The organism is Vibrio sp. HDW18 (assembly GCF_011306175.1).
GTDB lineage: Bacteria > Pseudomonadota > Gammaproteobacteria > Enterobacterales > Vibrionaceae > Vibrio > Vibrio chanodichtyis.
The window spans coordinates 1762575-1781351 of sequence record NZ_CP049913.1; the positions used below are offsets into that span (position 1 = coordinate 1762575).

The 18777-nt window shown below is 48.9% G+C and carries 15 protein-coding genes; 14 read left to right on the plus strand and 1 reads right to left on the minus strand.

All coding sequences use genetic code 11. The annotated features are described in order from the left end of the window. Positions 1 to 18: 18 nt before the first annotated feature. The 11 genes from murE to lpxC all read left to right on the plus strand — a co-directional run bounded on the left by murE (position 19) and on the right by lpxC (position 13484). The gene (gene murE, locus G7083_RS08590; RefSeq protein WP_166014394.1) at positions 19 to 1506 is read left to right on the plus strand and encodes a UDP-N-acetylmuramoyl-L-alanyl-D-glutamate--2,6-diaminopimelate ligase; all 1488 of its coding nucleotides are present in this window, start codon (positions 19 to 21) and stop codon (positions 1504 to 1506) included. Continuing rightward, positions 1503 to 2864, plus strand: a complete 1362-nt coding sequence (gene murF / locus G7083_RS08595; protein ID WP_166014395.1) for a UDP-N-acetylmuramoyl-tripeptide--D-alanyl-D-alanine ligase — start codon at positions 1503 to 1505, stop codon at positions 2862 to 2864. The genes murE and murF overlap by 4 nt, the downstream gene beginning before the upstream one ends. Continuing rightward, positions 2861 to 3943, plus strand: coding sequence for a phospho-N-acetylmuramoyl-pentapeptide-transferase (gene mraY, locus G7083_RS08600; RefSeq protein ID WP_166014396.1), 1083 nt, complete (start codon positions 2861 to 2863; stop codon positions 3941 to 3943). The genes murF and mraY overlap by 4 nt, the downstream gene beginning before the upstream one ends. A gap of 24 nt (positions 3944 to 3967) precedes the next feature. After that, entirely contained in the window at positions 3968 to 5290 is a 1323-nt protein-coding gene (murD, locus tag G7083_RS08605; RefSeq protein ID WP_166014397.1) for a UDP-N-acetylmuramoyl-L-alanine--D-glutamate ligase, read from the plus strand. 16 nt (positions 5291 to 5306) lie between these two features. Beyond that, complete coding sequence (ftsW, locus tag G7083_RS08610; RefSeq protein ID WP_166014398.1) at positions 5307 to 6500, plus strand: cell division protein FtsW; 1194 nt, start codon at positions 5307 to 5309, stop codon at positions 6498 to 6500. A 7-nt stretch (positions 6501 to 6507) separates the two neighbouring features. Further along, entirely contained in the window at positions 6508 to 7548 is a 1041-nt protein-coding gene (gene murG, locus G7083_RS08615; RefSeq protein ID WP_166015023.1) for an undecaprenyldiphospho-muramoylpentapeptide beta-N-acetylglucosaminyltransferase, read from the plus strand. A gap of 13 nt (positions 7549 to 7561) precedes the next feature. Further along, on the plus strand, positions 7562 to 9022 hold the full coding sequence (murC, locus tag G7083_RS08620; protein ID WP_166014399.1) for a UDP-N-acetylmuramate--L-alanine ligase: 1461 nt from the start codon (positions 7562 to 7564) through the stop codon (positions 9020 to 9022). A gap of 182 nt (positions 9023 to 9204) precedes the next feature. Then, a complete protein-coding gene (locus tag G7083_RS08625; protein WP_166014400.1) occupies positions 9205 to 9987 on the plus strand; it encodes a cell division protein FtsQ/DivIB in 783 nt (260 codons plus the stop codon). After that, on the plus strand, positions 9980 to 11242 hold the full coding sequence (gene ftsA / locus G7083_RS08630) for a cell division protein FtsA (RefSeq protein ID WP_166014401.1): 1263 nt from the start codon (positions 9980 to 9982) through the stop codon (positions 11240 to 11242). The genes G7083_RS08625 and ftsA overlap by 8 nt, the downstream gene beginning before the upstream one ends. Before the next feature lie 30 nt (positions 11243 to 11272). Then, positions 11273 to 12469: a cell division protein FtsZ gene (gene ftsZ / locus G7083_RS08635; protein ID WP_166014402.1), complete on the plus strand. Its 1197-nt coding sequence runs from the start codon at positions 11273 to 11275 to the stop codon at positions 12467 to 12469. 97 nt (positions 12470 to 12566) lie between these two features. Next, a complete protein-coding gene (lpxC, locus tag G7083_RS08640; RefSeq protein ID WP_166014403.1) occupies positions 12567 to 13484 on the plus strand; it encodes a UDP-3-O-acyl-N-acetylglucosamine deacetylase in 918 nt (305 codons plus the stop codon). Positions 13485 to 13608: 124 nt separating this feature from the next. Here lpxC and G7083_RS08645 read toward each other — a convergent pair whose 3' ends face one another. Next, the gene (locus G7083_RS08645; RefSeq protein ID WP_166014404.1) at positions 13609 to 14076 is read right to left on the minus strand and encodes a DUF721 domain-containing protein; all 468 of its coding nucleotides are present in this window, start codon (positions 14074 to 14076) and stop codon (positions 13609 to 13611) included. Positions 14077 to 14431: 355 nt separating this feature from the next. Between G7083_RS08645 and secA the strand changes: the two genes are divergently transcribed. The 3 genes from secA (at position 14432) to dapB (ending at position 18641) form a co-directional block, all read left to right on the plus strand. After that, positions 14432 to 17146 (plus strand): preprotein translocase subunit SecA, encoded by a 2715-nt coding sequence (secA, locus tag G7083_RS08650; protein ID WP_166014405.1) that lies wholly within the window; start codon positions 14432 to 14434, stop codon positions 17144 to 17146. Positions 17147 to 17320: 174 nt separating this feature from the next. Continuing rightward, the gene (gene mutT / locus G7083_RS08655) at positions 17321 to 17719 is read left to right on the plus strand and encodes an 8-oxo-dGTP diphosphatase MutT (RefSeq protein WP_166014406.1); all 399 of its coding nucleotides are present in this window, start codon (positions 17321 to 17323) and stop codon (positions 17717 to 17719) included. A 112-nt stretch (positions 17720 to 17831) separates the two neighbouring features. Next, a complete protein-coding gene (gene dapB, locus G7083_RS08660; protein WP_166014407.1) occupies positions 17832 to 18641 on the plus strand; it encodes a 4-hydroxy-tetrahydrodipicolinate reductase in 810 nt (269 codons plus the stop codon). Positions 18642 to 18777: the final 136 nt, after the last annotated feature.

Here is an 18777-nt window from a genome sequence, read left to right on the forward strand (position 1 = left end):
CATAGTGTGAGAGGGAACATGAACACGCATAAAGCGCTCTTTGAACTGATCGCTCCTTGGTTAGAGCTGAGCGACGCAAATTTGGCGGCACTGCCCATCACTCATTTAGAACTGGATAGTCGCCAGATCACAGCGGGTGATACGTTTGTCGCGATTCAAGGCCATGCCGTTGATGGTCGGCACTATATTCAGCAAGCGATCACGCAAGGCGCCGCGCTGGTATTGGCTGAGGCGGATGCCAAGCATGCCCACGGTCAGATTGAATATTACCAGCAAGTGGCCGTGATCTACTTGGCTGAGCTTGGTCAACACTTGTCTGAGTTGGCTGGGCGTCTGTATGGCGGTCATCACAATCAATTGATTGCGGTGACGGGCACCAATGGCAAAACCACCATTAGCCAATTGATTGCCCAGTGGCTTGAGCTATTAGGCCACCCAGCGGCGGTGATGGGCACCACTGGCAATGGTTTTTTAAATGCACTTGAACCAGCGGCGAATACCACGGGTAATGCGCTGCAAATTCAAGCCACGTTACGTGATTTGGCCGAGCGTGGCGCACAGTACAGCGTACTGGAAACTTCATCGCATGGTTTAGTGCAAGGGCGAGTGAAAAAGCTCAATTTTGTCGCTGGCGTCTTTTCCAACTTGAGCCGTGACCATTTGGATTATCACGGCACCATGGAGGCTTACGCGCAAGCGAAATTCTCTCTATTTAGTGAGCATGCTTGCCAACGTTCTATCATCAATGTCGATGATGCGGTCGGCGCGCAATCGGTCAAACAGTTACCCGATGCGATTGGGGTTTCGTTACTGGTGCAGCCAACCACCGCACAAGCTATCTGGGCGCGCCAAGTGCAATACGCAGAAAGTGGTATCACGCTCAATTTTGACAGTTCATGGGGAGAAGGCGAGCTGCACGCGCCACTGATTGGCGAGTTCAATGCCTGTAACTTGTTATTGGCATTGGCAACCTTGCTCAGCTTAGGTTTTGACAAAAGTGCTTTGCTGGCGAGCGCGCCACAGCTGCGCCCAGTATTAGGCCGCATGGAGCTTTTTCAACGTGCGCAGCGCGCCAAAATCGTGGTCGATTATGCCCATACACCGGATGCATTAGAAAAAGCGCTGCGTGCTTTGCGCGTACATTGTGCTGGACAACTGTGGGCAATTGTCGGCTGTGGCGGTGATCGTGACCGGGGTAAACGGCCACTAATGGCGGCGATGGCAGAGCAGTTTGCCGATCGGGTGATCCTCACCGATGACAATCCACGCAGTGAAGCGCCACAAGCGATTGTGGCCGATATGCTGGCTGGACTTGCTCACCCTGAACTCGCTCATATTGAACATAACCGCTTTCAAGCCGCGAGTTATGCGCTGCAACAAGCTAGTGCGCAAGACATTATTCTGCTCGCCGGCAAAGGCCATGAAGATTATCAGGTGCTGGCTCAGCAAACGATCCACTATTCAGATCGGGAAACCGCGCAACAGTTATTGGAGTTACCATTATGATCCGCGTGATGCTTTCACAGCTCTGCACTCTCCTTAATGCGCGCCTGGTTGGCGAAGATCGCGCGATCAGCGCGGTCTCGACCGACAGTCGCAATATTCCAGCTCAAGCGCTGTTTGTCGCTTTGGTTGGCGAGCGTTTTGATGCGCACGATTTTGCCGCTCAAGCGGTGAACGGTGGCGCGGTTGCCTTGCTGGTCGAACGTGAGCTGGCGAGTGAGTGCTCGCAACTGGTGGTAGCGGATACCAAACAAGCGTTAGGTCAGCTTGGCTCTTGGGTACATGCCGAGTGTCATACCCCTACCGTGGCGATCACTGGCAGTTGCGGCAAAACCACGGTTAAAGAGATGGTAGCGAGCATTTTAAGTGCCAAAGGCCAAGTGCTGTATACCCAAGGTAATTTTAATAATGATATTGGTGTGCCGCTCACTTTGCTGCGCTCAACTGAAGCGGATGATTATGCGGTGATTGAGCTGGGAGCCAATCATGTGGGGGAAATTGCTTACACCACTGGATTGGTTAAGCCGGATGTGGCATTAGTCAATAATGTCGCGGCGGCACACCTGCAAGGTTTTGGATCTATTGATGGGGTGAAACGTGCCAAAGGTGAAATTTATCAAGGTTTAGCTGCTGGTGGGGTCGCGATTGTCAATCGAGATAGTCAAGGTGGAGAGTACTGGAACGATGTATTAGCCGATAAACAAGTGACAACTTTTTCTATGGTCGATCACAGCGCTGACTTTTATCCACGTGATGTGCGGTTAAATGCGCACGGAGTGGCTAGTTTTAGTTTAGTAACGCCACAAGGTGCGGTTGATGTCGAGCTTGGCATTATTGGTCAACACAATGTGGCTAATGCACTGGCCGCCGCTGCGTTAGCACAACAGATGGGCGCGAGCTTGACCGAAATTGCTCAAGGCTTAGCGGAGCTTGCCCAAGTCAAAGGTCGGGTCGATCTCACTCAATTGCGCGCCGATATTCGCTTGATTGATGACAGCTACAACGCCAGTGTGCCGGCGATGCAAGCGGCGATTGATCTGCTCGCTAGCTTTTCGGCAGTGCGCTGGTTAATTTTGGGCAATATGGCGGAGTTAGGTGACGAAAGCCTTGCACTTCACCAACAAGTCGGTGAACATGCTGCACCCTTTGGTTTTGAGTTTGTCCTGACTTATGGTCAGGATGCAAAAGTGATCAGTGATCGGTGCCAAGGCCATCACTTTGCTACCCATCAAGACCTACTAGCATTTATTGAGCAACATATAGAACAACAACAGGGCCGTGCTCAAGTACTGTTGGTTAAAGGTGCCAACAGTGCCGGAATGAGTAAGATTGCGGCTGCTCTTAAGGAGAAATTTGCATGATTATTTGGCTTGCTGAACTGCTCCAGCCATATTTTTCTTTTTTTCGTTTATTTGAATATCTGTCATTTCGCGCGATTGTCAGCATTTTAACTTCATTGGCGATTTCTTTATGGATGGGACCGCGTCTGATTAAGCGTTTGCAGTTGCTGCAAATTGGTCAAGTGGTTCGCAGTGAAGGACCAGAATCGCATTTTAGTAAACGCGGTACCCCAACCATGGGCGGCGTCATGATCCTTGCTGCGATTGTGATCACTGTGTTGCTGTGGGCCGATCTCTCCAATCCTTATGTCTGGGCAGTACTCACAGTATTGCTCGGTTACGGTGCGGTCGGTTTTGTGGATGATTACCGTAAAGTGGTGCGTAAGAATACTGATGGCTTAATTGCCCGCTGGAAATATTTCTGGCAATCAACTATTGCGTTAGTGGTGGCGTTTGCGCTGTATGTACATGGTCAAGATACGGCGGCCACTCAACTGGTGGTGCCCTTCTTTAAAGAGGTGATGCCCCAGCTCGGTTTAATGTACATTGTGCTGACCTATTTTGTGATTGTTGGCACCAGTAATGCGGTGAACTTGACCGATGGTTTGGATGGTTTAGCGATCATGCCAACCGTATTAGTGGCGGCTGGATTTGCGGTGATTGCTTGGGCTACTGGTAATGTCAATTTTGCTAATTATCTACACATCCCTTACATCCCGCACAGTTCGGAATTGGTGGTAGTGTGTACCGCGATGGTCGGTGCTGGGCTAGGCTTTTTATGGTTTAACACCTATCCGGCGCAAGTGTTTATGGGCGATGTCGGTGCATTAGCATTAGGCGGTGCATTAGGCACGATCGCGGTACTGGTGCGTCAAGAATTTGTGCTGGTGATCATGGGCGGCGTGTTTGTTATGGAAACCCTCTCGGTGATTTTACAGGTTGGTTCGTACAAACTGCGCGGGCAGCGTATCTTTCGTATGGCGCCTATCCACCATCACTACGAATTAAAAGGCTGGCCTGAGCCACGCGTGATCGTGCGTTTTTGGATCATTTCGATTGTGTTGGTATTGATTGGCTTAGCGACCCTCAAGGTTCGCTAAACTGGCTTAAGGATGTAAATTTCCATGGATCGTTGGCAAAACATACAGCATGTGGTGGTGGTTGGGCTCGGTATTACTGGGCTATCGGTCGTCAATTATCTGCGCAAATACCATCCGTCAGTGACCGTGCAGGTGATCGATACTCGCGCAACACCACCGGGGCAAGAGCAACTTTCGTCTGACGTTGCACTGCATCGTGGCGGTTGGAATCTTGAGTGGTTGCTGAGTGCCGATTTAGTGGTCACCAATCCAGGTATCGCGCTGGCGACAGCGGAAATCCAACGAGTACTGGCCGCTGGAATTCCTGTGGTCGGCGATATAGAACTGTTCGCTTGGCATGTGGATAAGCCAGTGATTGCGATTACTGGCTCGAACGGCAAAAGCACGGTGACCGATTTAAGCGGTGTGCTGGCCAATGCCGCGGGTGTAAAAACAGCGATTGGTGGCAATATTGGTGTTCCGGCATTGGATCTGCTCGCCCCTGAGGTGGAGCTGTATGTGCTTGAGCTATCAAGCTTCCAATTAGAAACCACCTCGAGCCTAAAACTGAAAGCGGCCGCTTTTCTCAATCTTTCTGAAGATCATATGGATCGCTATCAAGGCATGGCCGATTACCGCCAAGCCAAACTGCGCATATTTGATCATGCTGAAACCGCAGTGGTGAATGCCGATGATCCGCAAACTTTGCCTGATCAGACCGATCACCTTAAGTTGGTCACTTTTGCGGTTGAGCAGCCAGCACAATTTAGTGTGGCGAAGCAGCAAGATCGTGAATATCTGGTGGCCGGTGATCACGCGCTATTGGCGACTGATGAGCTGAGTTTGGTCGGGCGACATAATGTCGCGAATGTACTGACCGCACTCGCTTTGCTTGATGCCGCTGGGGTGGATTACCGTTTGGCTTTGCCAGCGCTTAAATCTTACACCGGTTTGAGCCATCGCTGCCAAGTGGTGGCCGACAAACATGGGATCCGCTGGGTTAACGATTCAAAAGCGACCAATGTAGCCAGTACCTTAGCGGCGTTGTCTGGGCTGCACATTCAAGGTCAATTATATCTCTTGGTCGGTGGTGTCGGTAAAGGTGCGGATTTCACACCGTTAGCACCAGTGCTCGCGACTTTGCCAGTGCATTTATGCTGTTTTGGCGTTGATGGTCAGCAATTTATGTCACTGCATCCCACTGCGCGTTTTTACGACTCGCTGGAAAGCATCATCGATACCCTGCGCCCACAGTTAAAAAGTGGCGATATGGTGCTGCTGTCACCGGCGTGTGCCAGTTTTGATCAGTTCAAAAACTTTATGGCGCGGGGAGATCGCTTTGCTCAACTCGCTCAGCAATACGCATAACGATAGGTAACTTAGCTTGTCTCTAGCCCAAACTGTCACCGCACTGCCCACTTGGTTGAGCTCTCGTTCCCCCAAGGTGCTGTTTGATCGTCAATTGGTGTGGATTACCTTTGGTCTAATGTTGATCGGTTTGGTAATGGTGACTTCGGCTTCGTTTCCGATCAGCTCGCGGCTGACCGATCAGCCATTTCATTTTATGTTGCGCCATGCACTGTTCTTACTGTTGGCGCTGATCACCTCCAGTGTAGTGTTGCAAATCCCTTTACAGCGCTGGATGAAATACAGCTCGCTGCTGCTCGGCTTTTCGTTCTTTTTACTGATCGTGGTGTTGGTCGCAGGGAAATCGGTCAACGGTGCATCACGCTGGATCCCACTTGGTATCTTTAATTTACAGCCTGCTGAAGTGGCTAAGTTATCGCTGTTTATTTTTATGTCTGGCTATTTGGTGCGTAAGCACGATGAAGTGCGGCAGACGTTCTTTGGCGGTTTTTTAAAACCGATCATGGTGTTTGGTGCTTTGGCGGTATTACTGCTCTTTCAGCCTGACTTAGGTACCGTGATCGTGATGCTAGTGACCCTGTTTGGCATGCTGTTTATTGCTGGGGCTAAGCTGTCGCAATTTTTGGCGCTAATGGTAGCCGGAGTGCTAGCAGTAGTCGCGCTGATTGCTATCGAGCCTTATCGAGTGCGGCGAGTGACTGCGTTTTTAGATCCGTGGGAAGATCCGTTTGGCAGTGGTTATCAGTTGACGCAATCGTTGATGGCGTTTGGCCGTGGCGAATGGTTTGGGCAAGGTTTGGGCAATTCGATCCAAAAACTAGAATACCTACCAGAGGCACATACCGACTTTGTCTTCGCGGTGTTAGCCGAAGAGCTAGGTTTTGTCGGTGTGGTGTTGGTGCTGATGTTGATTTTCAGTCTGATCTTAAAAGCGATGTTGATTGGTAAAAAAGCCTTTCAGTACGATCAGCAATTTGGTGGTTATCTGGCGTTTGGGATTGGGATTTGGTTTGCGTTTCAAACCTTGGTTAACGTCGGCGCTGCGGCGGGTATGGTGCCGACCAAAGGCTTGACGTTGCCACTGATCAGTTATGGTGGTTCCAGTTTAATTATTATGTCCGTGGCGGTATCGATTTTACTGCGCATCGATTATGAATGCCGTTTAGCCGAGCGCCACACAGCAGAAGAAAGCACAGTTGATGAACAGTAAAAAATTGATGGTGATGGCCGGTGGTACTGGTGGCCACGTATTTCCCGGTTTAGCGGTGGCAAAGCAGTTGCAGCAACAAGGTTGGCAGATCCGCTGGTTAGGTACCGCGAATCGTATGGAAGCCGATTTGGTGCCCAAACACGGTATTGACATTGATTTTATTCAGGTCAAAGGGTTGCGCGGCCAAGGATGGGTTAGTTTGCTGAAAGCTCCCGTGCAAATCGTTAACGCAATTTTACAAGCGCGTCGTCATTTGCAGGCTTATCAGCCCGATGCAGTGCTTGGCATGGGCGGTTATGTCAGTGGTCCGGGCGGGATTGCTGCTTGGCTACTCGGTATTCCGCTGGTGTTGCATGAGCAAAATGCGGTGGCGGGCCTGACTAATCAGTGGCTAGCGAAAATCGCTCGCCGTGTTTTTCAAGCGTTCCCTGGTGCATTTCGCGATGCGCCGGTGGTCGGTAATCCGGTGCGGCAAGATGTGGTCCAGCTTGCGAGGCCGGAACAACGTTTTGCTGAGCGCAGTGGCGCGCTGCGAATTTTGGTGATGGGTGGCAGTCAAGGTGCGCGCATTTTGAATCAAACCATGCCTGCGGTGATGGCCGCGCTTGGTGAGGGTTACCAAATTCGCCATCAAGCGGGCAAACACAATCAGCCAGCAGTGGCCGCTGCTTATGCACAAGCGGGGATCGCTGACACGCAAGTCACCGAATTTATCGATGATGTTGCCGAAGCTTATGGCTGGGCCGATTTGGTGATTTGCCGCTCTGGAGCGCTGACCGTTTCGGAAGTCTCGGCCGCAGGTTTAGCGGCGATTTTTATTCCCTTCATGCATAAAGATCGCCAGCAAGCGCTGAACGCTGATCATTTGGTCGCTTGTGGTGCAGCGCAAATGATTGAGCAGCCCGATCTTAGTGTGGAAAAACTGGCTCAAGCGGTGCGGGATTTGGATCGCACCCAGTTATTATCCATGGCGCACAAAGCACGACACGCGGCGAAATTAGATGCAGATAAGGTGGTGGCTGAGGCAATCATCGCCATCACCCAATAATGAGAACAGAATTATGACGATTAAACATACCCAAGACCTCGCGCAAATTCGCGCTATGGTGCCAGAGATGCGCCGCGTGAAAGCGATTCACTTTATCGGTATTGGCGGGGCTGGGATGAGCGGGATTGCTGAGGTGTTGCTTAATGAAGGCTACCAAATCTCCGGCTCTGATTTAGCGGCTAATCCTGTCACGGAACGTTTAGCGCACAAAGGCGCGACCATTTTTATTGGTCATGCAGAGCAGAATGTGGCGCACGCCAGCGTGGTGGTGGTTTCAACCGCGATCAATGAACAGAACCCAGAAATTCAAGCCGCCCGTGAAAAACGCATTCCGATTGTGCGCCGGGCTGAAATGTTGGCCGAGCTGATGCGTTTTCGTCACGGGATCGCGGTGGCTGGTACTCATGGTAAAACCACTACCACCGCGCTCGTCACGCAGATTTATTCTGAAGCAGGATTGGATCCTACCTTTGTCAATGGTGGATTGGTCAAAAGTGCGGGTACCAACGCGCGGTTAGGTTCTAGCCGAATTTTGATTGCCGAAGCCGATGAAAGCGATGCTTCCTTCCTACATCTGCAACCGATGGTGACTATTGTCACCAATATTGAAGCAGATCACATGGACACTTACGGCGGTGATTTTGACAACCTTAAACAGACCTTTATCGATTTTCTGCACAATCTGCCTTTTTATGGGCAAGCGATTTTGTGCATTGATGATCCGGTGATTCGTGAGCTTATTCCGCGTGTTAGCCGCCAAGTCATCACCTACGGATTCTCGGATGATGCCGATGTGCGCATTGAAAATTACCGCCAGAATGGTCAGCAGGGCCAATTTACCGTGGTACGTAAAGGCAAAGCGAATTTGGATATCACGCTCAATATCCCCGGCCGTCACAATGCACTCAATGCCGCGGCAGCGATTGCGGTGGCGAGTGAAGATAACATTAGTGATGAGGCGATTTTACGCGCGATGGCCAATACCCAAGGTACTGGCCGCCGCTTTGATCATCTCGGTGAATTTGCTACCGGTAATGGGGTTGCGATGCTGGTGGATGATTACGGTCACCATCCGACAGAAGTGGATGTCACCATCAAAGCCGCCCGCAATGGTTGGGCTGATAAACGCTTAGTGATGATTTTCCAACCGCACCGTTATACACGTACTCGCGATCTGTATGATGATTTTGCGAACGTACTGGAACAGGTGGATGTTTTGATCATGCTGGATGTGTACTCGGCAGGCGAAAAACCGATTGCAGGAGCGGATGGTCGCTCGTTATGTCGTACCATTCGTAGTCGTGGCAAAATTGACCCGATTTTTGTTGCCGATAGCCACACCTTGCCTTCGGTGTTGGCTAACATCTTGCAAGATGGTGACTTGGTACTGACGCAAGGTGCGGGCGATGTTGGGAAAGTAGCCAAACATTTAGCCGCGTTAGAGCTCAATATTGCGCGTATGCAAGCAATATAACTAACTTTATGGGTGTCTCATTGGTGAATTACTTGGTATCAAACCCAGATTTCTGATGTTGGGTATTTGCTACTTTTGACCACCTCAGTATAATCCGTGGGTTAAAGTTATTGCTTTATACTGTAATGATGCAGCGAAATGGGGCATCCAATTGCCAGTGGTTAAAACAGGAACATCAGGCTTTGATCAAGCAAGTACTTTTAGAAGGCCGTAGAATTACCCGCTCACCACATGTTCAGCAACATGCCTGCGGGGCGAGTTTTTTTTTGGTGGTACTGCTGCTGATCGTGAGTCTGCTGTATGCCACGATCAGTTGGATGTGGGATGAGCAACGCCTACCGCTGTCGAAATTGGTTTTACAGGGTGACTTACAATATGTTTCCGCGCTCGATGTGCAACGGGTATTAGCGCGCTTGAATCATATTGGAACTTTTATGTCACAAGATATTAATGTTCTGCAACAGAGCGTGCAGTCGATCCCATGGGTAGCTCAGGCATCGATTCGTAAACAGTGGCCAGATACGATTAAAGTTTATTTAACCGAATATCAAGTTGAAGCGTTGTGGAATGCCAATGCGTTATTAGATAAACATGGCCGAGTATTTTATGGCGATATTGGCCAAGTTAAAGGCGAATACGTTAAATTATATGGCCCTGAGGGCAGCGCGTCACAAGTATTAAGCGCATGGCGAGATTTCAACCCGAAATTTGCCCAGTTAGGTTTAAATATCTCCTCATTAGTTTTAAATGAGCGCAGAGCTTGGCAAATTATTCTCGACAATGGCATTCGTCTAGAATTAGGTAAAGAGTCATTAGAAGAGCGAGTGGCGCGTTTCTTTTTGCTCTATAAACAATTAGGTAATAAAGCTGAACAAGTCAGCTATATCGACCTCAGGTATGATACTGGAGCCGCCGTGGGTTGGTTCCCTGAACAAGAGTTAACACAAGAGAAAAACGATGACTAAGACTGTCGATGACAACATTATTGTTGGTCTGGACATAGGCACTGCCACCGTCTCCGCTCTCGTGGGTGAAATACTCCCTGATGGTCAAATTAATATTATTGGCGCGGGAAGTAGCCCATCGCGCGGAATGGATAAAGGTGGGGTCAACGATCTTGAATCGGTAGTTAAATCGGTTCAGCGAGCGATCGATCAAGCAGAAATGATGGCTGAATGTAAAATTAGTCAGGTATTTCTGTCTATCTCCGGGCGGCATATTGCCAGCCGGATTGAGAAAGGTATGGGGACGATTTCTGATGAAGAAGTCTGCCAAGAGGATATGGATCGCGCCATCCATACCGCTAAATCGATCAAAATTGGTGAAGAACAACGCATTCTGCATGTTATTCCGCAAGAGTTCACCATCGATTATCAAGAAGGAATAAAAAACCCACTGGGTTTATCAGGGGTTCGCATGGAAGTTAGCGTGCACTTGATCACATGCCATAATGATATGGCGAGAAACATTATCAAAGCGGTCGAACGCTGTGGACTAAAAGTTGAACAATTAGTCTATTCTGGTTTAGCTGCCAGCAATGCGGTGATCACCGAAGATGAGCGTGAACTGGGTGTGTGCGTGGTCGATATCGGCGCAGGCACAATGGATATCGCGATTTGGACGGGCGGCGCACTGCGTCATACCGAAGTGTTTTCCTATGCGGGCAATGCGGTCACCAGTGATATTGCGTTTGCTTTTGGTACCCCAGTCAGTGACGCCGAAGAGATCAAAGTAAAATATGGCTGCGCGCTGAGTGAATTGGTCAGCAAAGACGATACAGTGAATGTCCCCAGCGTTGGTGGGCGTCCTTCACGCAGTTTGCAACGGCAAACCTTGTCGGAAGTGATTGAGCCTCGCTACACTGAACTGATCGGAATGGTTAATCAAACGGTGGATACCGTTCAAGAATCACTGCGTAAAGAAGGCATTAAACACCAATTAGCCGCTGGGATTGTATTGACCGGTGGCGCAGCACAAATTGAAGGTTTAGTGGCATGCGCCGAGCGCGTATTCCGCAATCAAGTTAGGGTTGGTAAACCACTCGCAGTGAGCGGCCTTACTGACTATGTAAAAGAGCCGTATCATGCTACGGCCGTTGGATTACTTCACTACGCAAGAGATAGCCAAATCAATGATGAGGCTGTATATCAAGAGCCGAAACGACCGTCAATGACCGGTTGGATAAGCCACTTGCGCAATTGGATACAAAAAGAGTTTTAACCTGAGAGACAGGAAAAACGGAGATAACACATGTTTGAACCGATGATGGAAATGTCTGACGATGCGGTAATTAAGGTCGTTGGAGTAGGTGGTGGCGGCGGTAACGCGGTTGAACACATGGTGCGTGAATCCATCGAAGGTGTGGAATTCATGAGCATCAATACTGATGCACAAGCGTTACGTAAAACCAGTGTGAGTACGGTGATTCAAATTGGTGGCAATATCACCAAAGGTCTTGGCGCTGGTGCCAATCCACAAGTGGGACGTGATGCCGCTCTGGAAGATAAAGAGCGGATTAAAGAATTTCTCACCGGTGCCGATATGGTGTTTATCGCAGCGGGTATGGGTGGTGGTACTGGTACTGGTGCCGCTCCCGTGATTGCTGAAGTGGCTAAAGAGTTGGGGATTTTAACCGTTGCGGTGGTCACCAAGCCTTTTAGCTTTGAAGGTAAAAAACGTTTGGCCTTTGCTGAACAAGGGATTGAAGAGCTGTCTAAGCACGTTGATTCTTTGATCACGATTCCTAATGAAAAGCTACTCAAAGTCTTGGGTCGCGGTATTACGTTACTGGAAGCTTTTGCTAGTGCAAATAACGTATTGAAAAATGCCGTGCAAGGTATTGCGGAATTGATTACTCGCCCAGGCATGATTAACGTCGACTTTGCTGATGTACGTACTGTGATGTCGGAAATGGGTCACGCGATGATGGGCAGCGGTGTTGCGCGCGGTGATGATCGCGCCGAAGAAGCGGCTGAAATGGCAATTTCTAGCCCGCTGCTAGAAGATATCGATCTGGCTGGCGCTCGTGGTGTGTTAGTTAACATTACTGCAGGCTTAGATATGCGATTGGATGAGTTTGAAACGGTTGGTAATACCGTAAAAGCTTTTGCATCGGACAATGCCACTGTGGTGATCGGTACTTCGTTAGATCCAGATATGCAAGACGAAATCCGCGTCACCGTAGTTGCAACTGGTATTGGTAATGAGAAAAAACCAGACATTACCTTAGTCGCTGGTGGTAAAGCCAAAGTGGCTGCTGTATCAGCACCGAACACTACTCGTGTTGAAGAAAAAGTGGTTGCTTCTGTGCATGAACGAGTGGAAATCAAAGCTCAATCAGTCGCAGTGCCATCCCACGCTTCAGCCAGTCAAAGTGTGGCGCCAAAGCAGGAAAAAGAGAGTGGATATCTTGATATCCCTGCGTTCCTAAGACGCCAGGCTGACTAAAATAACAGCATAATTTGACAGTGTTCAAAATTCTGGTAGGATGACGGTCGGTGTTGTGCCGGCCGTGCATTATGGCTAATAAATTCGAGGCAACGAGATGATCAGACAACGTACTCTCAAAGAAATAGTGAAAACAACTGGGGTGGGCTTACACTCTGGTCGTAAAGTTACGCTAACTCTTCGCCCAGCTGCTGCCAATACCGGAATCGTTTATCGCCGTACTGATCTCAACCCACCGGTTGATTTTCCTGCTGATCCAGCTTCAGTGCGCGATACCATGCTGTGTACTGCTCTGGTCAATGACCATGGTGTACGCATCTCTACGGTTGAGCACCTCAATGCTGCACTGGCTGGCATGGGCATCGATAACGCGATTATCGAAGTCGATGCGCCTGAAATTCCTATTATGGATGGCAGTGCTAGCCCGTTTGTTTATCTGTTGCAACAAGCCGGTATTGAAACACTGAATGCCGCTAAACGCTTTATTCGCATTAAGAAACCTGTACGTATTGAAGACGGTGATAAGTGGGCGGAATTTTTGCCTTTCAATGGATTCCGTATGGATTTCGAAATTGAATTCAATCACCCTGCGATTGATGGTGATGATCAACGCCTTGTGTTTGATTTCTCTTCGCAGGGTTTTGTGAAAGAAATTTCCCGTGCGCGGACGTTCGGTTTCATGCGTGATATCGAGTATCTACAATCACAAAATCTCTGTTTAGGCGGTAGTTTTGATTGTGCGATCGTGTTGGATGATTACCGGATCCTGAACGATGAAGGCTTACGTTTCGACAATGAGTTTGTCACGCATAAAGTACTGGATGCGATTGGCGATCTGTACATGGCGGGTCATGCGATTGTCGGCGAATTCCGTGCTTATAAATCAGGCCACGGTTTGAACAACCAACTGCTACGTGCCGTATTAGCTGACCAAGAAGCTTGGGAGTGGGCAACGTTCGAAGAGCAAGCGGGTTCACCGGTTGCGTTTGCAGAGCCCAATATGGTTATTGCCTAAGCGCGTCATCAAGCATTACTTCGCAATAAAAGCGTCGTAATAGAATTGCTAATAAAGCCAGACTTCAAGTCTGGCTTTATTGTTTCTCGGCAAAGCAAAACTTGAAGCCGCAAAAGATCGAGCTTTACTGGTTTTTAGTCTGTGCTAACTGCGCTAAGCTCTGCAGGCGTTTCTTTACCTTATCAGAAGCGTGATCCGCAATCGCCAGCAGCACGTGCGCTGTATGTTCGGATAATTGTCGCCGAGGCTCGGCTATTGGGGCCGCATTGGTATTGGCTAAGGTTTGCCGATATAGATCTGGGTTGACTCGTATTTCAATTGTGATCAAATGACCAAATCCGTTTTGCCTAAGCTGCGAGAGTAAATGCAAACGCTCGTAATCCACTTTCATCTTAATCGCGGCACTCGCGGCTTCTAATACTAGATTACCGCCGCGCACATTGGCGGCGCGCACTTGGCTTTTTAAGCCTTTTGGTAGGATTTCTTGTAATTGGCGATTAATCAGCAAAATAGCTTTCGCATGATCTTGGATTTGTTTGAGTTTGGATGCCTGAATCAACTCATCGGTAGCGGTAGGGCGATGATCACGCATCGGACTCTCCTTTGATTTGGGTAGTGGCTATTCTAGCGCGCTTCTTGACGTACCGAAACGTACATCTTTGCTGGTACTGGCTTGAGTAAAATCGCCTCGTAACCTTATCAACATTGGGCTTAGTGCACAAAACCGCAAGCTGCTATTCAACAAATCATCGAGAAACTTGGTTGTTAAGACAAAAATTCCTTACACTAGGCAGCACTTAATTAACCGCGTGCCTTGAAAATAAACGCCGTCATCACAATATCTCACAGTAATGATTTATCTCAGTATCCTTAGTTGAAAATAGGTAGAGACTAAACCCATTCCAAGGTCGATAGACAGCGATTTAGCACAGAGAGATCCATAACAAATGATAACTAAGCTACTGACAAAGGTGATTGGCAGTCGCAATGACCGCACACTGCGCCGTTTACGCAAGATTGTAAAACAGATTAATAACTTCGAGCCTGCCTTTGAAGCGCTCTCCGATGAAGAGCTCAAAGCCAAAACAGTCGAATTTCGTCAACGTCTTGAACAGGGTGAAAATCTAGACCAACTGTTACCAGAGGCCTTTGCCACCGTACGTGAAGCATCCAAGCGGGTATTTGGTATGCGTCATTTCGATGTGCAGTTGATTGGCGGTATGGTACTTGATGGTGGTCAAATCGCTGAAATGCGTACTGGTGAAGGGAAAACCTTAACCGCCACTTTGGCGGCCTACCTCAATGCGCTACCAGGCAAGGGTGTTCACATTGTTACCGTGAATGACTACTTAGCGAAACGCGATGCGGAAACTAACCGTGCACTGTTTGAATTTTTAGGTATGACGGTTGGCATCAACATTCCGAATATGCCGCAGCCAGCTAAAAAAGAAGCTTATCAAGCGGATATTCTTTATGGCACCAACAATGAATTTGGTTTTGACTATCTGCGCGATAACATGGCGTTCCGCCCAGAGGATCGCGTGCAACGCGCCCGTTTCTTCGCCGTGGTCGATGAAGTGGACTCGATCTTAATCGACGAAGCGCGTACACCGTTGATCATTTCCGGTCCAGCAGAAGACAGCTCGGATCTGTATATCCGTATCAATAAGCTGATCCCACTGCTACAAAAACAAGATCAAGAAGACTCCGAAGAGTACCGTGGTGACGGTCACTTTACGGTGGATGAAAAATCTAAGCAGGTACATCTAACCGAAACGGGCCAAGAGTTTGTCGAAGAGCTGTTGGTGAAAAACGGTATGATGCTTGAGGGCGATACGCTGTATTCGCCAGCCAACATTAGCTTGTTGCATCATGTCAACGCCGCGCTGCGTGCCCACGTTTTGTTTGAAAAGAACGTCGATTACATCGTAACCCCGGATGGTGAAGTGGTGATCGTTGATGAGCACACCGGTCGTACTATGCCAGGGCGTCGTTGGTCCGATGGCTTGCACCAAGCGGTGGAAGCGAAAGAAGCGGTGAAAATCCAGAACGAAAACCAAACCTTGGCTTCGATCACCTTCCAAAACTACTTCCGTCTGTACGAAAAACTCTCCGGTATGACCGGAACCGCCGATACCGAAGCGTTTGAATTCCAACAAATCTATGGTTTGGAAACAGTGGTGATCCCCACCAACAAACCTATGGTACGTAATGATATGCCGGATGTGGTGTACCGCTCGGAAGCCGAGAAGTTTGCCGCGATCATTGAAGATATCAAACTGCGGGTCAAACAAGGCCAACCTGTATTGGTCGGTACGGTTTCGATTGAAAAGTCGGAGCTGCTGTCTAACGCGCTACAAAAAGCCGGCATTAAGCACAATGTACTCAACGCTAAGTTCCATGAAAAAGAAGCGGAAATTGTTGCTCAAGCCGGTATGCCTGGAGCAGTAACCATCGCTACCAACATGGCTGGTCGGGGTACCGATATTGTATTGGGTGGTAGCTGGCAAGCGAAAGTGGAAAAACTAGACAACCCAAGCCAAGAGCAGATCCAGCAGATCAAAGCGGATTGGAAACCGATACATGATCAAGTTCTGCAAGCGGGCGGTTTGCACATCATTGGTACCGAGCGTCATGAGTCGCGTCGGATCGATAATCAGTTGCGCGGTCGTTCTGGCCGTCAAGGTGATGCGGGCTCTTCGCGTTTCTATCTCTCAATGGAAGATACTTTACTGCGTATTTTCACCTCTGACCGTATGGCAGCATTGATCCAAAGCGGTATGGATGAAGGCGAAGCGATTGAGTCGAAAATGTTGTCGCGTTCGATTGAAAAAGCGCAACGTAAAGTGGAAGGTCGCAACTTCGATATTCGCAAACAATTGCTGGAATACGATGATGTGGCGAACGACCAGCGTAAAGTGGTTTATGAGCTGCGTGATGAGCTGATGAGCGCTGATGATATCAGCGATATGATTGCGCAAAACCGTGAAGATGTACTCAACACAGTGATCGATGAATACATTCCGCCACAATCTCTGGAAGATATGTGGGACATCGACGGCTTGCAAGAGCGGCTGAAAAATGACTTCGATCTGCTGCTGCCAATCCAATCTTGGTTGGATGCTGACAACAAACTGTATGAAGAAGCGTTGCGTGAACGCATTATCGAGCAAGCGGTTGAAGTGTATCAAGCCAAAGAGCAAGCGGTGAGTCCGGCGGTGATGCGTAACTTTGAAAAATCGGTAATGCTACAAACGCTCGATACTTTGTGGAAAGAGCATTTGGCGGCGATGGATCATTTGCGTCAAGGTATTCATTTACGTGGTTATGCACAGAAAAACCCAAAACAAGAGTACAAACGTGAGTCGTTTGAGCTGTTTGAAGAGTTGCTTGAATCCCTGAAATCGGATGTGATCACGGTGCTGTCAAAAGTGCGCGTGCAGCAGCAAGAAGAAGTTGAACGCATAGAAGCTCAACGCCAAGCTCAAGCGGCAGAAGCGGCGCGTCATGCGCAAGCCCAGCATGCTAATCCTGAAGATGAACCACAAGAGCAGGGTTCGAACCAGCCTATGGTGCGTGATGAGCGCAAAGTTGGTCGCAACGAAGCGTGTCCATGTGGCAGTGGCAAAAAATACAAACAGTGCCACGGGCAAATTAATTAAACCGATTGTTGGTTAGTAAAATAAAAGAGTCGCTGTGGCGGCTCTTTTTGCAACTGGGCTTTAGTGCTCAAGCGTGTTGACCAGCGAATGATGCTTAGCACAGAATGTGATTGACCAGTGAGGCGGCTTGACCTCGATTATTTTCAGTTTGCTAGATTAAACCGGAGCTATAGTTTGAAACGTGTCCATATCGTTGCAGGGATCATTTTTAACCCAGAGCAGAACCAAATTTATATTACCAAACGTCCTGATCATCTGCATAAAGGCGGATATTGGGAGTTCCCCGGTGGTAAAGTTGAAGCCGGCGAGAGTGTCGAGCAAGCTATGGTGCGCGAGTTAGCAGAGGAGATTGGGATTGTGGTTACCGAGCAGCGCCCTTTTCAGCATTTTGATTATGACTACCCAGACAAAGCACTGTGCTTTGATTTTATGTTAGTCAGCGCTTTTGCACAGCAACCTTACGGACGTGAAGGTCAACAAGGGCGTTGGGTCAAGGTAGCGGATTTAGTTGACTATGACTTTCCCGAAGCCAATCAACCGATTGTTGAGCGGGTAATGGTAGAGTTTGCTTAAATTGATTTTTGCTCGTTTGAGTTTCGCCGCAGACTAGTCACCGGCGACGATAGTTGGTAGTTTAGCGCAACAAATTGCAACTGCGCAGGCAGTGGAGAATGGAGACAGCAAGATGGTTAGAATTGCGATAGCGGGTGCCGCAGGGCGTATGGGACGTAATCTGGTAAAAGCAACTCACCAGAATTCGCTGTGTGAATTGGGCACTGGCTCAGAGCGTCCTGAGTCCTCATTGGTTGGTGTCGATATTGGTGAACTGTGTGGGATTGGTAAACAAAGCATAGTGCTGGTTGATAACCTTGAGCAAGCGGTTGAGCAGTTTGATGTGATTATTGATTTCACGGCTCCAGCCAGCACCTTAGCGAATTTAGCGTTGTGTGAGCAGTATGGTAAAAAGCTGGTGATTGGTACGACTGGTTTTTCTGATTTACAGCGCGCGACCATTGCTCAAGCGGCCAAACAGATCCCAATTGTGATGGCACCTAATTACAGTGTTGGGGTTAACTTGGTGTTCAAGCTATTGGAGAAAGCCGCGCAAGTGATGGGGGATTATTGCGATATTGAGATCATTGAAGCGCATCATCGCCATAAAGTGGATGCCCCTTCGGGTACCGCGATCGGTATGGGTGAGGCGATTGCACATGCGATGGGTAACCAATTGAGTGATGTTGCGGTGTATGCGCGTGAAGGGATCACTGGCGAGCGTTCACGCCATGAAATCGGCTTTGCAACCATTCGGGCTGGCGACATTATTGGTGAGCACACCGCGATGTTTGCTGATATTGGTGAGCGAGTCGAGATCAGCCATAAAGCGACCGATCGGATGACCTTTGCTAATGGTGCGGTCAAAGCCGCTATTTGGCTGGCGCAGCAGCCGGCTGGGTTGTATTCGATGACGGATGTGCTAGGTTTGAATGAATTGTAAATACATAATTATGCGCCAGCGATTTGCTGGCGTTTTTTTTATCATCCAAAATCGCAACAAACTCTTCTTGGCTATGTAATGGTTTTTGCAAGCAACTTTGCTGGTGTTTTTGCTGGTTTTGCTTGGTTTTCTTGCT